A 14720-nucleotide genomic window follows, 5' to 3' on the forward strand; every position below is an offset into this window, starting at 1 on the left:
GCGGTCTCCAGATTGTGGTTGTAGCGGTGCACGCCCATCGCCGCGAGCCGGTCCACCTGCTCGGCACGCAACATTCCCAGCGAGCAGGCGATCTGAATATCCACGGCGTCGCGGATGGCCTCGATACCCGCAGCCACCTGAGCCAGCAACCGCTCGTCGGGTCCACGCACCGCCGCAACAATGCAGAATTCGGTGGCGCCGGATTTGGCGGTCTGTTTGGCCGCCTCGACCAGGCTGGGGATATCCAGCCAGGCGCTGCGCACCGGCGAGGCGAACAATCCCGATTGCGAGCAGAAGTGACAGTCTTCCGGGCAACCACCGGTTTTCAGGCTGATGATGCCCTCGACCTCGACCTCGGGGCCGCACCAGGCCATCCGCACCTCGTGCGCCAGCGCCAACAGCTCTTCGAGCCGTTCGTCGGGCAGCTGCAGCACTTCCAGCACCTGCCGCTGGCTCAGCCCCTCGCCACCCTCGAGCACCTGGTGACGAGCCACCGCCAGGATGTCGGTGCGGTCGGTGTCGGATGTTGGCCGAGTCGCCGCCTGAGTCACCAGCTACTCCTTAAGGTCTTTGTCTTTGTCCTGTCCACGCATTCGGGACGCAGCGGATCCGGGCTTCTCGCAACCAGCGTTGAACGGTGCCCAGGCTAGGCTAGCGGTGTGCACCTGCACAAACGTCATGTGGTCGGCGCGGCGGCGATTGGGTACCTGATACGGGTAGGCACCGGAGCCCCAGGGGTGAACGCAATTGAGTAGTGCACACGTCGAATACGTCGCTCACCATTGGCTCCTACTTGCCGGGCCGGCCTTCTTGCCGGCCGTGATCGTCGTCGCCGTGGTGTTGTATGTCGCAATCAAAGATCGGCGCACACCCAGCGAGGATCAGCAGGCGACTCACCACGACGCGGCCGACGAACGGCGTGACTGAGGCATGCGGCAGCAAATCAGCTGAAGTTTGAACGCAGAGCCCGCAGGCTACCTACCCTGAAGTAAGTTCAGCGCCCGAAAGTTTTCGGGCGGGCCACAGTGCGGTGGGAGGTATCACGGTGGACCTGACGTTCCTAGCAGATCCGCCGGCGCGCGGCGCCGGCCTCAACCAGGTGATCGGCCTATCGGTCGCCGGGATGGTGATCGGCGCGGTGATGCTGTACGTCGGCTGGGCGCATCGCACCCATCGGATCACCTGGCTGACAGGCGCTGCGGAGTGGCTGGGACAAAAGTTCGACCGCCCGTCGTGGGTCGCGCTGCCGGTCCTGGTGTTCACCACCTCGATCATCTGCGCGCTGTTCGGCTTCATCTGGGACGTCAGCTGGCATATCGGCAACGGCCGCGACCCCGGGCCGCTGGCCAATCCGGCGCATTACTTCATCATCATCGGCCTGTTCGGCATCTTCGTCGCCGGCATGATCTCGGTGGTACTGCCGTTCGACAAGCCGGGCCCGGCAGCGCTGCGCATCACCCGCAACTGGCACGCGCCGGTGGGCGGATTGCTGATGGCAGCCTGCGGTCTTTACGCGATGACCGGTTTCCCGCTCGACGACATCTGGCACCGCATCTTCGGCCAGGACGTGACGCTATGGGGCCCCACCCATCTGATGATGATCGGCGGCGCCAACTTCTCCCTCTTCGCGGTGCTCATGCTGGAGTACGAGGGCCAGCGGTACCTGCAGGCAAGTGCGCCCGCCGATGATGCAGTGGAGCGAAAAGACCGCCCGTTCGTCCGATTCGTGCGTTACCTGTCCTGCGGCGGCCTGCTCATCGGGATGTCGGTCTACCAGATCGAATTCGACTTCGGAGTGCCGCAGTTCCGGTTGGTATTCCAGCCGATGCTGATCGCCGCGGCCGCCGCTGTCGGAACGATCGTCGCGCGCATCACGCTAGGCCGCGGGGCGGCGGTCATCGCGGCGTTGTTCGCAATTGCGCTGCGCGGCGGGGTGGCCCTGATTGTGGGACCGGTGTTGGGCGCCGCGATCAACTGGTTCCCGCTGTATCTGGGACCGGCGTTGGTGGTCGAGGTGCTGGCCTTGACCCCGCTGTTCCGCCGGCCGATCCTGTTCGGCGCCGTCGCCGGTCTGGGAATCGGCACCATCGGCCTGTGGCTCGAGTCGCTGTGGATCGGAGCGGTCTACCACTATCCGTGGCCGATCTCGCTGTGGCGTGAAGCGTTGCCGACGGCCGTCCCGGTGGCGATATTGGTCGGCATCTGCGCGGCGATGTTCGGGATGGTCCTCACCAGCCAGCGCCTGCCGGGCCGGGGCATCGGCATCGCCGCGGTGGCGCTCACGGTCCTCGTCATCGGCGGCACGGTCGCCAACGGCCTGCACATTCACGTGCCCAGCCAGGACACCGCCACGGTCAAGTTGACCGACCTGCCGAGTGCACCGGGGCAGCGGATGGTGTCGGCCGACGTGCAGATCAATCCGCCCACCGCCATCAGCGACCATCCGGATTGGCTCACGGTGCTGGCCTGGCAGGGTCGGATGAATAACGAACGGGGTCTGGTGATCGACCGGCTCACCAAGGTTGGTCCGGGGCACTACGTGTCGAATCGTCCACTTCCGGTGTGGGGCTCGTGGAAGACGCTGGTGCGTATCCATGACGGCCGAACGTTGGCGGCGGTGCCGATCTGGGCGCCCGCTGACGACGCCATTCCCGTCAAGGAAATCCCGGTGCAGCTCAACAGCACCCGGCCCCTCACATTCGAGGTGTCGATCCTGCAGCGCGAGCGTGACCCGGGCGTGCCCGGGTGGCTGTTCACCGCCGGCGGAGTCGTCGTGCTGTTCTTTACCCTGTGCGTCGTCTCCGCTCTGACGTGGGGTGCCGGCCGGATCAACGAAAATGACGCTACCCCAACGCAACCCGAGGAACCGGCGTTGGATCGCGTTCCCCCGAAGGCGGCATGAGGGCAGTCGCAGTGGTCTCGTCAACGCGCGTACTCCTGGTGGCATTAGTCGGGGTAGTCGCGGTAGCACTGGCCGGGTGCGGAGGTGCGTCGAAACCGGTCGGCGACGCCGCGCTGACCGTCGACATCACCATCGCCCACGGGCAGGTCACGCCCGCCAACGCGACCCTGCAGGCAGCGGTCCACCAACCGATTACGCTGCATGTCACCAGCGACGCCACCGACGAGTTGCACGTGCATTCGGTGCCCGATCACAGGTTCGAGGTGGCCGCAACGGCCAACCAGACATTCCAGTTCAGCGTTGACGTTCCGGGCAGCGTCGACATCGAGCTCCACCATCTCGACCGCACCGTCGCCACCATCCACGTCCATCCGTGACCGGGCCGGTCATCGTCGCGCACGGCCTTGGCGGGTCGAGCGACCTTCCGGTGCCGTATGCCTTTTCGGTGATCGGCGCGGCTTGGGCGTTGACCTTCACCTTCGCTCTGGTCGCGCTCGCGTGGAAGCGGCCGCGGTTCGATCCGGACAATCCGACTCGCCCGCTGCCGGCGGCGGTGACGAGTTTCGTGGACTCGCGGGCCGTCCGGGGGGTGGCGGCGGTCGCGGCGTTGGCATTCACCGGGTGGGTGCTGCTCGCCGGGCTGTGGGGACCGCAAACGCAAACCAACGCGCTGCTCGGTGTCTTCTATGTGCTGCTGTGGGTGGGTTTGGTGGCGGTTTCGCTTCTGGTAGGGCCGGTATGGCGGGTCATCTCACCGATGCGCACGGTATATCTACTGCTGCAACGCATTATCCCGGAACGCCTCGCCAAGCCCCGGTTGAAGTACCCGCAGTCCTGGGGGTATCGACCTGCCGCGGTGGGGTTGTTCGCATTCGTGTGGTTGGAGCTGGCGAGCCCCAACCCGGCGGCGCTGCCGTGGGTCAAGACGTGGCTGCTGATCTATGCCGTGGTGTTGCTGGGCGGCGCCTGGCTGTGCGGGCAACGGTGGTTCGCCCGGGCGGACCCGTTCGGCGTTTACAGCATGGCGGTTTCGCGGCTGTCTCCCTTCCGGCGCGACTCCAAGACTCAGAGGATCGCGATCGGCAACCCCTTCGATCATCTGCTGTCGTTGCCGATTCGGCCGGGCATCGTCGCCGTGCTGGCGGTGCTGCTTGGCTCCACCGCGTTCGACAGCTTCTCGTCGTCGGCGACCTGGCGCAGCTTCGCTGACAGCATGGCCCGAAATATTCACGCTGTGCCGGTGTCGGTTTCGCTGTCCGGGTTGCGCACCATCGGGATGCTGGTCTTCGTCGCTGTGGTGGCGACGACCTTCTCGCTGGCCGCTCGCGCGACGGGCGGAATCGACCGCGAGCAGCGGCATGCGCTACCCGGCCAGCTGGCGCATTCGCTGATTCCCATCGTGGTGGGTTACATCTTCGCGCACTACCTGTCGTATCTCATCGAGCGCGGGCAGCAGGCGGTGTTCGCCCTCGCCGACCCGCTCGGCAAGGGCTGGAACCTGCTGGGGCTGGCGCATTTACACGTCGCCTACGTGCTTTCGCTGCATCCCACGGTGCTGGCTGTCATCAAGGTGACGTCGGTGGTCACCGGACACATCGTGGCGGTGATCGCGGCGCACGACAAGGCGCTGCGGCTCCTCCCGTCGGGCCACCAACTCACCGGCCAGCTGACCATGATGCTGGTCATGGTCGGCTACACCTTCACCGGGTTGTACTTGCTCTTCAGCGCATAGACGTCATTCCAGGACGCCGTCATGCAGCTCGGCGAACAATTCGGTGTTGCGGCTGTAGTCGACAGGCACGTCGATAATGGCGACTCCCGGCTCGGCCAGCGACCGGGTGAACGCGTCCTCGAACTCGGTCAGGCTACCGACCCGGACACCCGTGGCGCCGAAGGCCGCCGCGTAGTGAACGATGTCGTAGTCGCCCAACTGCACACCTGATGTGCGGCCGTATTTCAGCTCCTCCTGGAATGCGACCATGTTGTAGCTGTTGTCGCGCATGATCACGTGTGTGAAGCTCAGACCCAGTCGCGTCGCGGTCTCCAATTCCTGGGCACTGAACAGGAATCCACCGTCTCCGGACACCGACACGACCGGTGTACCCGGCCGGACCAGGGCTGCGGCCATCGCCCACGGCAGCGCGACTCCAAGGGTCTGCTGGCCGTCGGAGAACAGCAGTCGCCGAGGCTGATACACCCGGAAATGCCTGGCCATGTAGATGTAATGCGATCCCACGTCACAGGCCACGGTGGCGGTGTCGTCGATCAGGTCCCTGATCTTCAGCACGACCGCGGCCGGGTTGACACCACCCCCGCTCTGCGGGCGTTGTCGGGCCTCCTCGTCGATGTTCTGCAGCGCGGCCCGCTGCTCGGCGATGTGGACACCGACGCCGTCATCCAGCCGCAGCCCGGTTAATTGCGGGGTCAACTCGGTCAGCGTCGCAGCGATGTCGCCGCGCAGCTCGAGGGTGGGCTGGTAGTGGTTGTCGATATCGGCGGGCATTTCGTCGATGTGGATCAGCGTGCGGGCCGGATCCGAATTCCACAGCCCCGGATCGTATTCGACCGGGTCGAAGCCGACCGTCACCAGCACATCGGCATGGCCGATCACGATGTCGCCGGGTTGGTTGCGGAACAATCCGACGCGCCCGACGAACCGGTCTTCCAGTTCGCGCGACACCACACCGGCCGCCTGAAACGTCTCGACAACCGGCAGGTCGGCGACCGCGATCAGCTCACGCAGCGCCGCGCATGCCGCGGGTTCGCCGGCCCGGACGCCGACGAACAGCGCCGGGCGCTTAGCCGCCCGAATCAGGTTGACGGCCTGCGTAATTGGATCCGCCGGTGCCGGACCCAACGTCGGCACCGGTGTCGGCTCGACGATTGCCGCTGATGTGGTGGCGGCCAACACGTCAGCGGGTAGCACCACTGCCGCCGCGCCGTGCGGCTGGGTGAGTGCGATGCGGATGGCGTTGGCGACCGCCTCAGGGACGTTATCGGGATCGTTGACCTCGCCGGTGTACTTCGTGAACGGCTTCAGCGCCGCAACGGCATCCATTGACTGATGGGTGCGCTTGAGCCGATCGGCCCGCTGCACGGCACCGCAGATCGCCACCATCGGGTCCTGCTCGGTGGTGGCGGTGATCAGTCCGGTGGCCAGGTTCGTGGTGCCGGGTCCCGACGTCACCAATACGACGCCCGGTGTTCCGGTGAGCCGGCCGACCGCGGCGGCCATGAACGCAGCGTTCTGCTCATGACGGCAGACAACCAGTTGGGGGCCGCCGTCAGCCAGCGCGTCGTAGACGGCGTCGATCTTGGCGCCCGGTACGCCGAAGATGAATCGGACGCCGTAGGCGGCGAGGGTTTCGATCACGCGCTGAGCGGATCGCACGTCGTTGCTCAGCTCATTCCCCTTCGGTTTGCCGGATCTGGGAGTCCATGTCGGTCTTGTTCAGTTCGGCGGCAAGGAATTCCGGCGTGCGTGGCAGGCTCAGATGCAGATCAGACCGAACACTGATGTCCACCCGGCCACGCGTCAACAGGTAGTCCAACGCGTGTCCGCCATGGCGCCGCTCGGCGTCGACGAAGTGGGAGTGGTAACCGGCCACTGAGACGCCCTGCTCGTAGTCCGGCATCCGAAATCCCGCCAGGGTGCCGGTGACGTTGCTGAAGGTCACCTCTTCCTGATCTTGGGTGGCCTCGGTGAACGGCGGGTAGGGGCGGTGCTGCTTGGTGACCGTGCGAGTGCGAATCACGCTGAAATCGCCGGTAACCCGGACAGCGACGATCAGATTCGCACTCGGCAATGAGTCGTCGATGCGCGCTTTGAGCCCGGCACGGTCGACGGGCTCGGTCACCTCGAACGAGCGGTCGGCGTCAAACCAGGTGACGACGGCGAACGGGGTGCGCTGATCAGCGTCGGCGACATGTGCGCTGCCGTCGCCACGCAGTTGGTAGCAGACGCCGTCGAGCACCAGCATCTCGCCGTCCAGCCCGTTGAAGGTGCCCAGGCCAAAGTTCCCATGCTGCAACAGCTCCCGGATCGTCACGTCGCCGTCGTACACGCCGTCGAGCAGAGCGCCCATCGTCGAGGTCTGGTAGACCTCGCTGCCGTGGCGATGCGCGAGCATCGCATGCAACCAACCGCGCAGACGGCTCGTGGCCGACTCGGCCGGATCAGACACCATCTGTGAATCTCCATCGTCGCGACGCGCTAGGGATTGTTCCGCTCATTCGCCGCATGGTCAACGCGACCGCCGGGCATTCGAACGGTTGCGCACTGGACATCGTGGCGTAATTTTCTTCCAGGTGAGTACGGGCTTCTTCCAGGTGAGTACGGGGAGGTATCGGATGAGCAGTATGGGACTGGACCGACGGTCGCTTCTGGCCGCGGGGCCGCTGTTGCTGGCAGCGATCGCCGCTGGTGACAAGTCGGGCTACCTCGGCGAAACCAAGTTGGCACCGCCGCCAGAAGCCGGCCCGGATCCCAGTGAAACGTTCATCCAAAACTACCCGGACATCGTTTTTGAGCCGTGGGGCAACTTGCCGCCGCATAGCGGCGAAATGGCCATGCTGTACGGCGATTTCAACACTCCGGGTCCATACCTGGTGATGATGAAATGGAATCCGGGATGGTTCAGCGCACCACATACCTATGCGACCGACCGGATTCAGGTGGTGGTTAGTGGCACATGGTTTGTCAACAGCGGTAAGGATTTCCAACCGCAAGATGCAGTACCTGTCGGGCCGGGTGGCTATGTGAAGCGCGCCGCGCGCACCCCGCACTACGACGGCGTGCCAGCCGACCGGTCCGACCCTGCCGTCATCGCCGTCTTCGGCCTCGGCCCAGTCGACGTGCAGCTGGCCGACCCGAGCCAGCCATCATGGCGTCAGGTGTGACGCAGTCAACGGGAAACGGGCTATTCGACCGCGAGCCCAAGCGACCGAAGCGTGCCTGCGAGGTGGGTCTGCACGGCCTCCAGGGTCCGCGGAAGATCGCCGTCGCGCAGCGCCTCGGCAATCCCATGATGCTCGTCAAGGATCGTCGCCATCCGCTCGCGGTCATGGATCAACGATTCCCCGGTCATCCGCATCTGACGATCACGCAGTGATGAGTAGAAGCCGCACAGTATGACGTTTCCCGCGTCCTCCAAAGTGACGTCGTGATAGGCGCGGTCGGCCTCTACGAAGGCTCGCCAGTTTGATGCGGCCGCGGCCTCACGCTGTCGTTGCAGCGCCGCGGACAGCCGCTCGAACACCGCCGCGCGTGCCGCCGGCTCGCGCGCGACCACTTTGGTGGCCGCGAACTGTTCCAGAAGCAGCCTCGCCTCGATGACTGCGCGCGCTTCATCCGAGGACACCTGCACAACAAGCGCACCGCGCTGTGGGTACAACCGCAGCAGCCCCTCGGCCTCCAGTCGCAGGAAGGCCTCACGCACCGGAGTACGCGACATTCCGAGAGCGGTGGCGACCTCACCCTCACTGATCAATTCCCCACCGGGAAACGCCCCGGTGAGCACCTGGGTTTTGACGTAGTCCAGCGCGCGGTCCTTGGCCGCGGGCCGGCCACTCCCAGTCGCCTTCGGTACCACACCACACCCCTTGCAGCTAAGCGGTATCCCACTTGTATCCCTGCTGTATTCGCATGTTACCGCTGTTCAGGCAATGTGACGAGGATTTGACAATCCGAGAGGGTTGCAACTGAGATACAAGATAGATACTATTTGGGTACAAGCACCCGACGGAGGAGGCAGGCCATGACGATCACGGAGCCGCAGCAGTCAGTTGCCGAATCGATGGACTTGGATCCGACGATGACGGCCCCGATGACCAACGTCGCCGAGTATGGGTTCGAGGGGCGTTTCGAAGAGTGGGCCGACGACGCACGCTATTTCGAGTACTCCAAGGCCGCCAACCCGATTGGCTCGGGGCACGTCCCGCAGGTGCCGATCGTTGGGTTCGGCCCCGAGCTCTACCTGGACGAACCGACGGGGGTGGTGCCGCTGGATCTGTCCAAAGAGCTGGGGATCGTCGATGGTGCGGCGACCAGCCCCGCGCTCTTGGCCAACTTCTTGCGCATCCGTGCCGGCGAGCAGATCGATACCAGCCCGAACGCGACCAGCCAGCTGTACTACGTGCTGCACGGGCGGGGCTTTGCGGCTGTCAACGGCCACCTGGTCGGGTGGGAGAACGGCGACTTTTTGACCCTGCCCGCCGGATCGCACGCGGTGTTTTACGCCGACGCCGACGCGGCGATGTACTGGGTGCACGACGAACCGCTGCTGCGCTACCTGGGTGCTGACGCAACCCGCCCCAGATTCCGGCCCACCAAATTCCGCGGCGCCGATGCCGCAGCCAAGCTCCAAGACATCGCCTCCCGTCCCGGTGCCAATGAGAAGAGCCGGGTCAGTGTTCTGCTGGCCAATGCCAACCAGGAACAGTCCCTGACCATCACCCACGTGCTGTGGGCCATGTTCGGGGTGCTGCCGGCCGGCCAGGAACAGCGCCCCCATCGGCACCAGTCGGTTGCCCTGGACCTGATCCTCGATGCGCCGGCGAATGGCTGCTACACCCTGCTGGGCACCCGGCTCGACGCGCGCGGGGACATCGCCGACCCGATCCGGGTGGATTGGCAGGCCGGCGGCGCCTTCATCACCCCGCCGGGCATGTGGCACGCCCATTACAACGAGACCGACGTGCCCGCCCACCTGATACCCGTGCAGGACGCCGGGCTGCAGACCCACCTGCGCAGTCTCGACATCAAGTTCACCCAGCGCCGCGATGCGGTCGCCGGCTGACCCCTAGCCAAAGCAGCGACAGTGATGATCTACTGGGCTGCAATGGCTTTGGGCCTCTATCCCATCAAATTGAGTCCAACGATGGCCTCAACATAAAGGAGAATGTCATGGCCAAGGTACTGCTTGTTCTCTATCCGGACCCGGTCACCGGCTATCCCCCGGTCTATGCGCGCGACAGCATCCCGGTGTTGCACGGCTACCCCGGCGGTCAGACGTTGCCGACCCCGTCGGCAATCGATTTCACGCCCGGTCAGCTGCTGGGCTGCGTGTCCGGTGAGCTCGGCCTGCGTAAGTTCCTCGAAGACGCCGGCCATCAACTCGTGGTGACATCGGACAAGGAAGGCCCGGATTCGGAGTTCGAACGCGAACTTCCCGACGCCGATGTCGTTATTTCTCAGCCATTTTGGCCGGCATACCTGACCGCCGAGCGAATCGCTAAAGCGAAGAACCTCAAGCTGGCCCTCACCGCCGGGATCGGTTCGGACCATGTTGATCTCGACGCCGCGATCGCCCGCGGGCTCACGGTCGCCGAGGTCACCTTCTGTAACAGCATCAGCGTCGCCGAGCACGCCGTCATGCAGATCCTCGCGCTGGTCCGCAATTTCGTTCCGTCCCACCAGTGGGTGACGGACGGTGGCTGGAACATCGCCGACTGCGTCGAACGCGCCTACGACGTCGAGGGCATGGACGTCGGCGTGATCGCCGCGGGCCGCATCGGCGCCGCCGTGTTGCGCCGGATGGCTCCGTTCGACGTCAACCTGCACTACACCGACACTCGCCGACTGCCAGACGAGGTCGAAAAGGAACTGAACGTCACCTATCACCCCGACGCCGCGTCGTTGGCGCGCTCGGTCGACGTGCTATCGATCCATGCGCCGTTGCACCCGCAGACCTATCACCTGTTCGACGAGAAGCTGATCGCCTCGATGCGGCGCGGCTCCTACATCGTCAACACGGCCCGCGCCGAGATCTGCGTGCGCGACGCGGTGGTGGCAGCGCTGAAGAGCGGTCAACTGGCCGGCTACGCCGGCGACGTGTGGTATCCGCAGCCGCCACCGGCCGACCACCCGTGGCGCAGCATGCCGAACGAGGCAATGACGCCACACGTCTCGGGCACCACGCTGTCGGCCCAGGCCCGTTACGCCGCGGGGGCGCGGGAGATTCTCGAGGACTTCTTCGCCGACAAGCCAATTCGCGACGAATACCTGATCGTGTCCGGCGGCGGGTTGGCCGGCACCGGCAAGGCGTCCTACACCGCGGGCAGTGGCGCGAGCCCCGGCAGCAGCGGCAGGTAGCTAGCTGATCAGGTATTCGACGCGTTGGTTGCCGTCCCAGCGGCGCAATCCGGCGAACCTGCCGTAGATCTGTGACGGTCGACCGGCCAGCCGAAGGATCGGTCCGAGTTGGGCACCCTCGACTCGACGGGCCAGCGTGACGTGCGCCGTCCATTGACCGGGCAGGCTGTGCGGCAACGGTTCCGGCAGGAGATGCGGCCCGCAGACTCGGTGCACCTCGGCGTGCAAGGCGAGCAGGTCGACAGACGGCACGACGAGTCGGGCCAGGATCGCATTCGATTGGCCGAACAGCAGCGGCGCCCCGATTGTGCAGCCCAGCGGTAGGCGCTGCGCGACCGGCCGCAGCAGTGCGTCGACGTCGGGCTCGATCCGCTCGGCCACCGCCAATGTCACGTGCGGGCGGCCCGCTGGAGTCCTGCTCGGCAAGTCGGCAGCCGACAGGTCGTCCCAGATGCGGCGCAATGCTGCTTCGGTCTCGTCATCGAACAGCAGCTCGAGCGAATGAACCATCAGCTGACCAGACTGGCTACCCAGGCCCGGTCAAATGCGTGCGCGCTCATCGCCACGAACTCGCCCGATTTCATCGATCCGGCACCGGCGGGCAACGCCGCGCGCAGCGGCGCCAGACGCACCAGCGCGGACCGGTTGGAGGTCTCCACCACCCCGGGCTGCAGCGGCCAGTCGCCGATCACCAATCCTGCACAGGAAATTCCCTGTGCGGCAAGTGATTCCACGGTCAACGCGGTGTGGTTGAGGGTGCCGAGCTCAGCGGTGGCCACGACCAGCGCGGCGGCTCCCAGGTCGGCCGCGACGTCCCGCAATGTCAGGCCCGCCTCGCCGATTTCGACTAGCAGGCCGCCGGCTCCTTCGACCAGGGTCAGCTGCCCTGGACGGTCCACTGCGCGAATGAGTTTGAGCATGTTGCGCCGCGTCGGCAGTGGCTTTCCGGCCTGCTCGGCGGCGGCCAGCGGCGCGAGCGGCTGTGGGTAACGCGCCAGCCCGACCACCTTGGCCAGGCCGGTCAGTCGGGTGACCTCGGCAAGGTCGTCGTCGCCGGTATCGGTGCCCGTCTGCACCGGCTTGCAGACCGCGACGTCAACGCCGGCCTGGCGGGCGGCCGCTGCCAAGGCCGCGGTCGTGATGGTCTTGCCGACCCCCGTCCCGGTTCCGGTGATGACGAGAACCGTCAACGGCGTGCCGCGGCGAGCACGTCGGTCAGCACCGCCCGGGCCAACTCGAGATCGTCGTCGTCCAGCGACGCACGCGCGGTCAGCCGCAGCCGCGACGTGCCGGCCGGCACGGTCGGTGGACGGAAGCAGCCCACCCGCACACCGGCGTCCAGGCAGGCCGTCGCGGCAGCCAGCGCCGTCTCCGGCGCGCCGAGGATCACCGACACCACCGCGGACTGCGGGACGTCGGCGACCCCACAGATCCGCGCCAGCGTGCCCGCATGCCGTAGCACCGCGTCGGGCCGCCAGGGCTCCGCGCCCAAGACCCGCAGCGCCGCCAGCGCGGCGCCCACTGCAGCCGGCGCCAGGCCGGTGTCGAAGATGAACGGCCGGGCCGCGTCGATGAGGTGATCGCGCACGGCCACCGACCCCAGCACCGCCCCGCCCTGGCTGCCCAACGCCTTGGACAGCGTCGTGGTCATCACCACGTCGGGCGCACCCGCCAAGCCCAGCTCATGCAGCAAGCCGCGTCCGCCGATACCACGCACACCCAGCCCGTGGGCCTCGTCGACAATCAGCAGCGCCCGGTGTCGGCGGCACACCTCGTGCAGCTGCCGCACCGGAGCCAGGGCCCCGTCGGTGGAGAACACCGACTCGGTGATGACGACGGCGCGCTGCTCGTCCCGTGCGGCCAGCGCCGCGTCCACGGCGTCGATGTCGCGGTGCGGCGTGACCACCACCCGGGCTCGTGAAAGCCGGCACGCGTCGACCAGCGAGGCATGCGAAAGGGCATCCGACACCAGCAGCGAGCCCGGACCGGAGAGCCCGACCACTGCGCCCTGGTTGGCGGTGTACCCGGAGGAGAACACCAAACCCGCTGCCGCGCCGACGAATTCGGCCAGTCGGGACTCCAGCTCCTCGTGCAGCAAAGTGTTGCCGGTGACCAGCCGCGAGCCGGTCGCGCCCGCACCCCAGGTGCGTAGCGCGTCGACGCCGCCTTCGATCACTTGGGCGTGCTGCGACAGGCCGAGGTAGTCGTTAGACGCCAGGTCGAGCTCGGTGGCCACCGCGGGTCGGGGCCGCAAACCGCGTCGCAGCCCGGCTTCCCGGCGCGCCTCGGCATGCGCCTCCAGCCAGGCCAACGGCGACGTGTCGATCTGTGTCATCGCGCTAAATCCTACGAGAACCGTTCAGACGAGCCACCTCCACCATCGTGGAGGTGACCTGCGCGATCTCGCCGGGCGTGCAGATGAACGGCGGCATCGCGTACACCAGGTTGCGGAATGGCCGCAGCCAGACGCCGCGATCCAGCGCCGCGGGTGTAGCGATAGCCAGATCGACCGGGCGGTCGCATTCGATGACGCCGATCGCGCCGCACACCCGGACATCGGCCACCCCCGGCAATGTCCGGGCCGGCTCGAGCCCGGCCGTCAGCCCGGCACCGATCTCGGCGACCACCGAACGCCAGTCCTGGCTCAGCAGCAGCTCTACGGCGGCCACCGAAACCGCGCACGCCAGCGGGTTGGCCATGAACGTCGGCCCGTGCATCAGGGCCCCGGCCTCACCGGAGCTGATCGTGTGCGCGACCTCGGTAGTACACAGCGTCGCGGCCAGGCTCACGTAGCCGCCGGTCAGCGCCTTGCCAACGCACATGATGTCGGGGCTCACGCCGGCATGGTCGGCGGCGAACAATTCGCCGGTACGGCCGAATCCGGTGGCGATCTCGTCGAAGACCAGCAGCACGTCGTGCCGTCGGCAGATGTCCCGCAGATCGGTCAGATAGCGCGGATCGTGGAACCGCATCCCACCGGCGCCCTGGACCACCGGCTCGACGACCACGGCGGCCAGTTCGGCGGCGTGCCCGGCCAGCTGCGTCTCAAATGCCGCGCTGTAAGCGGGGTCGTAGTCGCGGGGCACCTGGGGAGCGAACACCTGGTCAGCCAGGACCTCGGTCCACAGTGAGTGCATGCCGCCCTCGGGGTCGCAGATGCTCATCGGTGTGAAGGTGTCGCCGTGGTATCCCCCGCGCCAGGTCATCAGCCGACGCTTGCCGGGCAGGCCACGGCCGCGCCAGTACTGCAGCGCCATCTTCACCGCGACCTCGACTGATACCGATCCAGAGTCGCTGAAAAACACGGTTTCCAGGCCGTCCGGGGTGATCTCGACGAGAAGCTGCGCTAATCGGGCGGCGGGCTCGTGGGTGAGACCGCCGAACATGACGTGGTTCATCGTGGCCAGTTGGCTGGTCATTGCCGCGTCCAGCACCGGGTGGCCGTGACCGTGGATGGCCGTCCACCAGGAGCTCATCGCGTCGAGCGCCTGGATCGGTTTGCCGTCGCGGACCAGTGTCAGCCAGGCGCCGCGGGCCCCAACCGCCACCACCGGCGGCACCGCCTCGGCACCGATCGTGCTGTAGGGATGCCACAGGTGGGCCGCATCGATCGCGCTGATCTGCTCAGGCGTGAGCCCGGGAGTCGCGGCCATAACGAACGAGGGTAAAGCAGGCGCTCGGTGGCCGACGCGCTCAACCTTCGCTCGCAGAAAAGCCGGACATCCG

15 protein-coding genes are annotated in these 14720 nt (G+C 66.5%); 7 read left to right on the forward strand and 8 right to left on the reverse strand.

Annotated features, from left to right (window positions below; translation table 11 throughout):
- Positions 1–551, reverse strand: a 551-nt coding sequence (locus VN856_RS00855; protein ID WP_325685237.1) for a biotin synthase BioB, incomplete at its 3' end; no start/stop codon positions are given.
- 196 nt (positions 552–747) lie between these two features.
- Between VN856_RS00855 and VN856_RS00860 the strand changes: the two genes are divergently transcribed.
- The 4 genes from VN856_RS00860 (at position 748) to VN856_RS00875 (ending at position 4634) form a co-directional block, all read left to right on the forward strand.
- Entirely contained in the window at positions 748–927 is a 180-nt protein-coding gene (locus VN856_RS00860; RefSeq protein ID WP_325685238.1) for a hypothetical protein, read from the forward strand.
- A 196-nt stretch (positions 928–1123) separates the two neighbouring features.
- Complete coding sequence (locus tag VN856_RS00865) at positions 1124–2902, forward strand: hypothetical protein (RefSeq protein WP_325685250.1); 1779 nt, start codon at positions 1124–1126, stop codon at positions 2900–2902.
- The gene (locus VN856_RS00870; RefSeq protein WP_325685239.1) at positions 2899–3279 is read left to right on the forward strand and encodes a hypothetical protein; all 381 of its coding nucleotides are present in this window, start codon (positions 2899–2901) and stop codon (positions 3277–3279) included. Before VN856_RS00865 ends, VN856_RS00870 begins: the two co-directional genes overlap by 4 nt.
- The gene (locus VN856_RS00875; RefSeq protein WP_325685240.1) at positions 3276–4634 is read left to right on the forward strand and encodes a hypothetical protein; all 1359 of its coding nucleotides are present in this window, start codon (positions 3276–3278) and stop codon (positions 4632–4634) included. The genes VN856_RS00870 and VN856_RS00875 overlap by 4 nt, the downstream gene beginning before the upstream one ends.
- A gap of 3 nt (positions 4635–4637) precedes the next feature.
- Here VN856_RS00875 and alsS read toward each other — a convergent pair whose 3' ends face one another.
- Positions 4638–6293 (reverse strand): acetolactate synthase AlsS, encoded by a 1656-nt coding sequence (gene alsS / locus VN856_RS00880; RefSeq protein ID WP_325685241.1) that lies wholly within the window; start codon positions 6291–6293, stop codon positions 4638–4640.
- A gap of 13 nt (positions 6294–6306) precedes the next feature.
- Complete coding sequence (gene budA / locus VN856_RS00885; protein WP_414686841.1) at positions 6307–7089, reverse strand: acetolactate decarboxylase; 783 nt, start codon at positions 7087–7089, stop codon at positions 6307–6309.
- A gap of 163 nt (positions 7090–7252) precedes the next feature.
- On the opposite strand from budA, the gene VN856_RS00890 reads away from it, so the two are divergent.
- Positions 7253–7801: a tat pathway signal sequence gene (locus tag VN856_RS00890; RefSeq protein WP_325685242.1), complete on the forward strand. Its 549-nt coding sequence runs from the start codon at positions 7253–7255 to the stop codon at positions 7799–7801.
- 20 nt (positions 7802–7821) lie between these two features.
- Here VN856_RS00890 and VN856_RS00895 read toward each other — a convergent pair whose 3' ends face one another.
- Positions 7822–8493: a GntR family transcriptional regulator gene (locus VN856_RS00895; RefSeq protein WP_325685243.1), complete on the reverse strand. Its 672-nt coding sequence runs from the start codon at positions 8491–8493 to the stop codon at positions 7822–7824.
- 165 nt (positions 8494–8658) lie between these two features.
- On the opposite strand from VN856_RS00895, the gene VN856_RS00900 reads away from it, so the two are divergent.
- Entirely contained in the window at positions 8659–9699 is a 1041-nt protein-coding gene (locus VN856_RS00900; RefSeq protein WP_325685244.1) for a cupin, read from the forward strand.
- Between the two features lie 107 nt (positions 9700–9806).
- Positions 9807–10994, forward strand: coding sequence for an NAD-dependent formate dehydrogenase (locus tag VN856_RS00905; protein ID WP_325685245.1), 1188 nt, complete (start codon positions 9807–9809; stop codon positions 10992–10994).
- On the opposite strand, the gene VN856_RS00910 is transcribed toward VN856_RS00905, so the two are convergent.
- The 4 genes from VN856_RS00910 to VN856_RS00925 are packed head-to-tail and all read right to left on the reverse strand — an operon-like array spanning position 10995 to position 14647.
- Positions 10995–11504 (reverse strand): 2'-5' RNA ligase family protein, encoded by a 510-nt coding sequence (locus tag VN856_RS00910; protein WP_325685246.1) that lies wholly within the window; start codon positions 11502–11504, stop codon positions 10995–10997.
- The gene (gene bioD, locus VN856_RS00915; RefSeq protein ID WP_325685247.1) at positions 11504–12184 is read right to left on the reverse strand and encodes a dethiobiotin synthase; all 681 of its coding nucleotides are present in this window, start codon (positions 12182–12184) and stop codon (positions 11504–11506) included. The genes VN856_RS00910 and bioD overlap by 1 nt, the downstream gene beginning before the upstream one ends.
- Positions 12181–13329: an 8-amino-7-oxononanoate synthase gene (locus VN856_RS00920; RefSeq protein ID WP_325685248.1), complete on the reverse strand. Its 1149-nt coding sequence runs from the start codon at positions 13327–13329 to the stop codon at positions 12181–12183. Before VN856_RS00920 ends, bioD begins: the two co-directional genes overlap by 4 nt.
- A gap of 4 nt (positions 13330–13333) precedes the next feature.
- Complete coding sequence (locus VN856_RS00925) at positions 13334–14647, reverse strand: adenosylmethionine--8-amino-7-oxononanoate transaminase (protein WP_325685249.1); 1314 nt, start codon at positions 14645–14647, stop codon at positions 13334–13336.
- Positions 14648–14720: the final 73 nt, after the last annotated feature.

The sequence above is a fragment of the Mycobacterium sp. genome (genome assembly GCF_035603715.1).
In the GTDB taxonomy this organism is placed as follows: domain Bacteria; phylum Actinomycetota; class Actinomycetes; order Mycobacteriales; family Mycobacteriaceae; genus Mycobacterium.

What these genes read in the sequence shown, in the direction of transcription:
- VN856_RS00865 (WP_325685250.1), top strand. Translation starts at nt 1,124, where the DNA reads ATGGTGATCGGCGCGGTGATGCTGTACGTCGGCTGGGCGCATCGCACC.
- VN856_RS00870 (WP_325685239.1), top strand. Translation starts at nt 2,899, where the DNA reads ATGAGGGCAGTCGCAGTGGTCTCGTCAACGCGCGTACTCCTGGTGGCA.
- budA (WP_414686841.1), bottom strand. Translation starts at nt 7,089, where the DNA reads ATGGTGTCTGATCCGGCCGAGTCGGCCACGAGCCGTCTGCGCGGTTGG.
- VN856_RS00890 (WP_325685242.1), top strand. Translation starts at nt 7,253, where the DNA reads ATGAGCAGTATGGGACTGGACCGACGGTCGCTTCTGGCCGCGGGGCCG.
- VN856_RS00900 (WP_325685244.1), top strand. Translation starts at nt 8,659, where the DNA reads ATGACGATCACGGAGCCGCAGCAGTCAGTTGCCGAATCGATGGACTTG.
- VN856_RS00905 (WP_325685245.1), top strand. Translation starts at nt 9,807, where the DNA reads ATGGCCAAGGTACTGCTTGTTCTCTATCCGGACCCGGTCACCGGCTAT.
- VN856_RS00910 (WP_325685246.1), bottom strand. Translation starts at nt 11,504, where the DNA reads ATGGTTCATTCGCTCGAGCTGCTGTTCGATGACGAGACCGAAGCAGCA.
- VN856_RS00920 (WP_325685248.1), bottom strand. Translation starts at nt 13,329, where the DNA reads ATGACACAGATCGACACGTCGCCGTTGGCCTGGCTGGAGGCGCATGCC.
- VN856_RS00925 (WP_325685249.1), bottom strand. Translation starts at nt 14,647, where the DNA reads ATGGCCGCGACTCCCGGGCTCACGCCTGAGCAGATCAGCGCGATCGAT.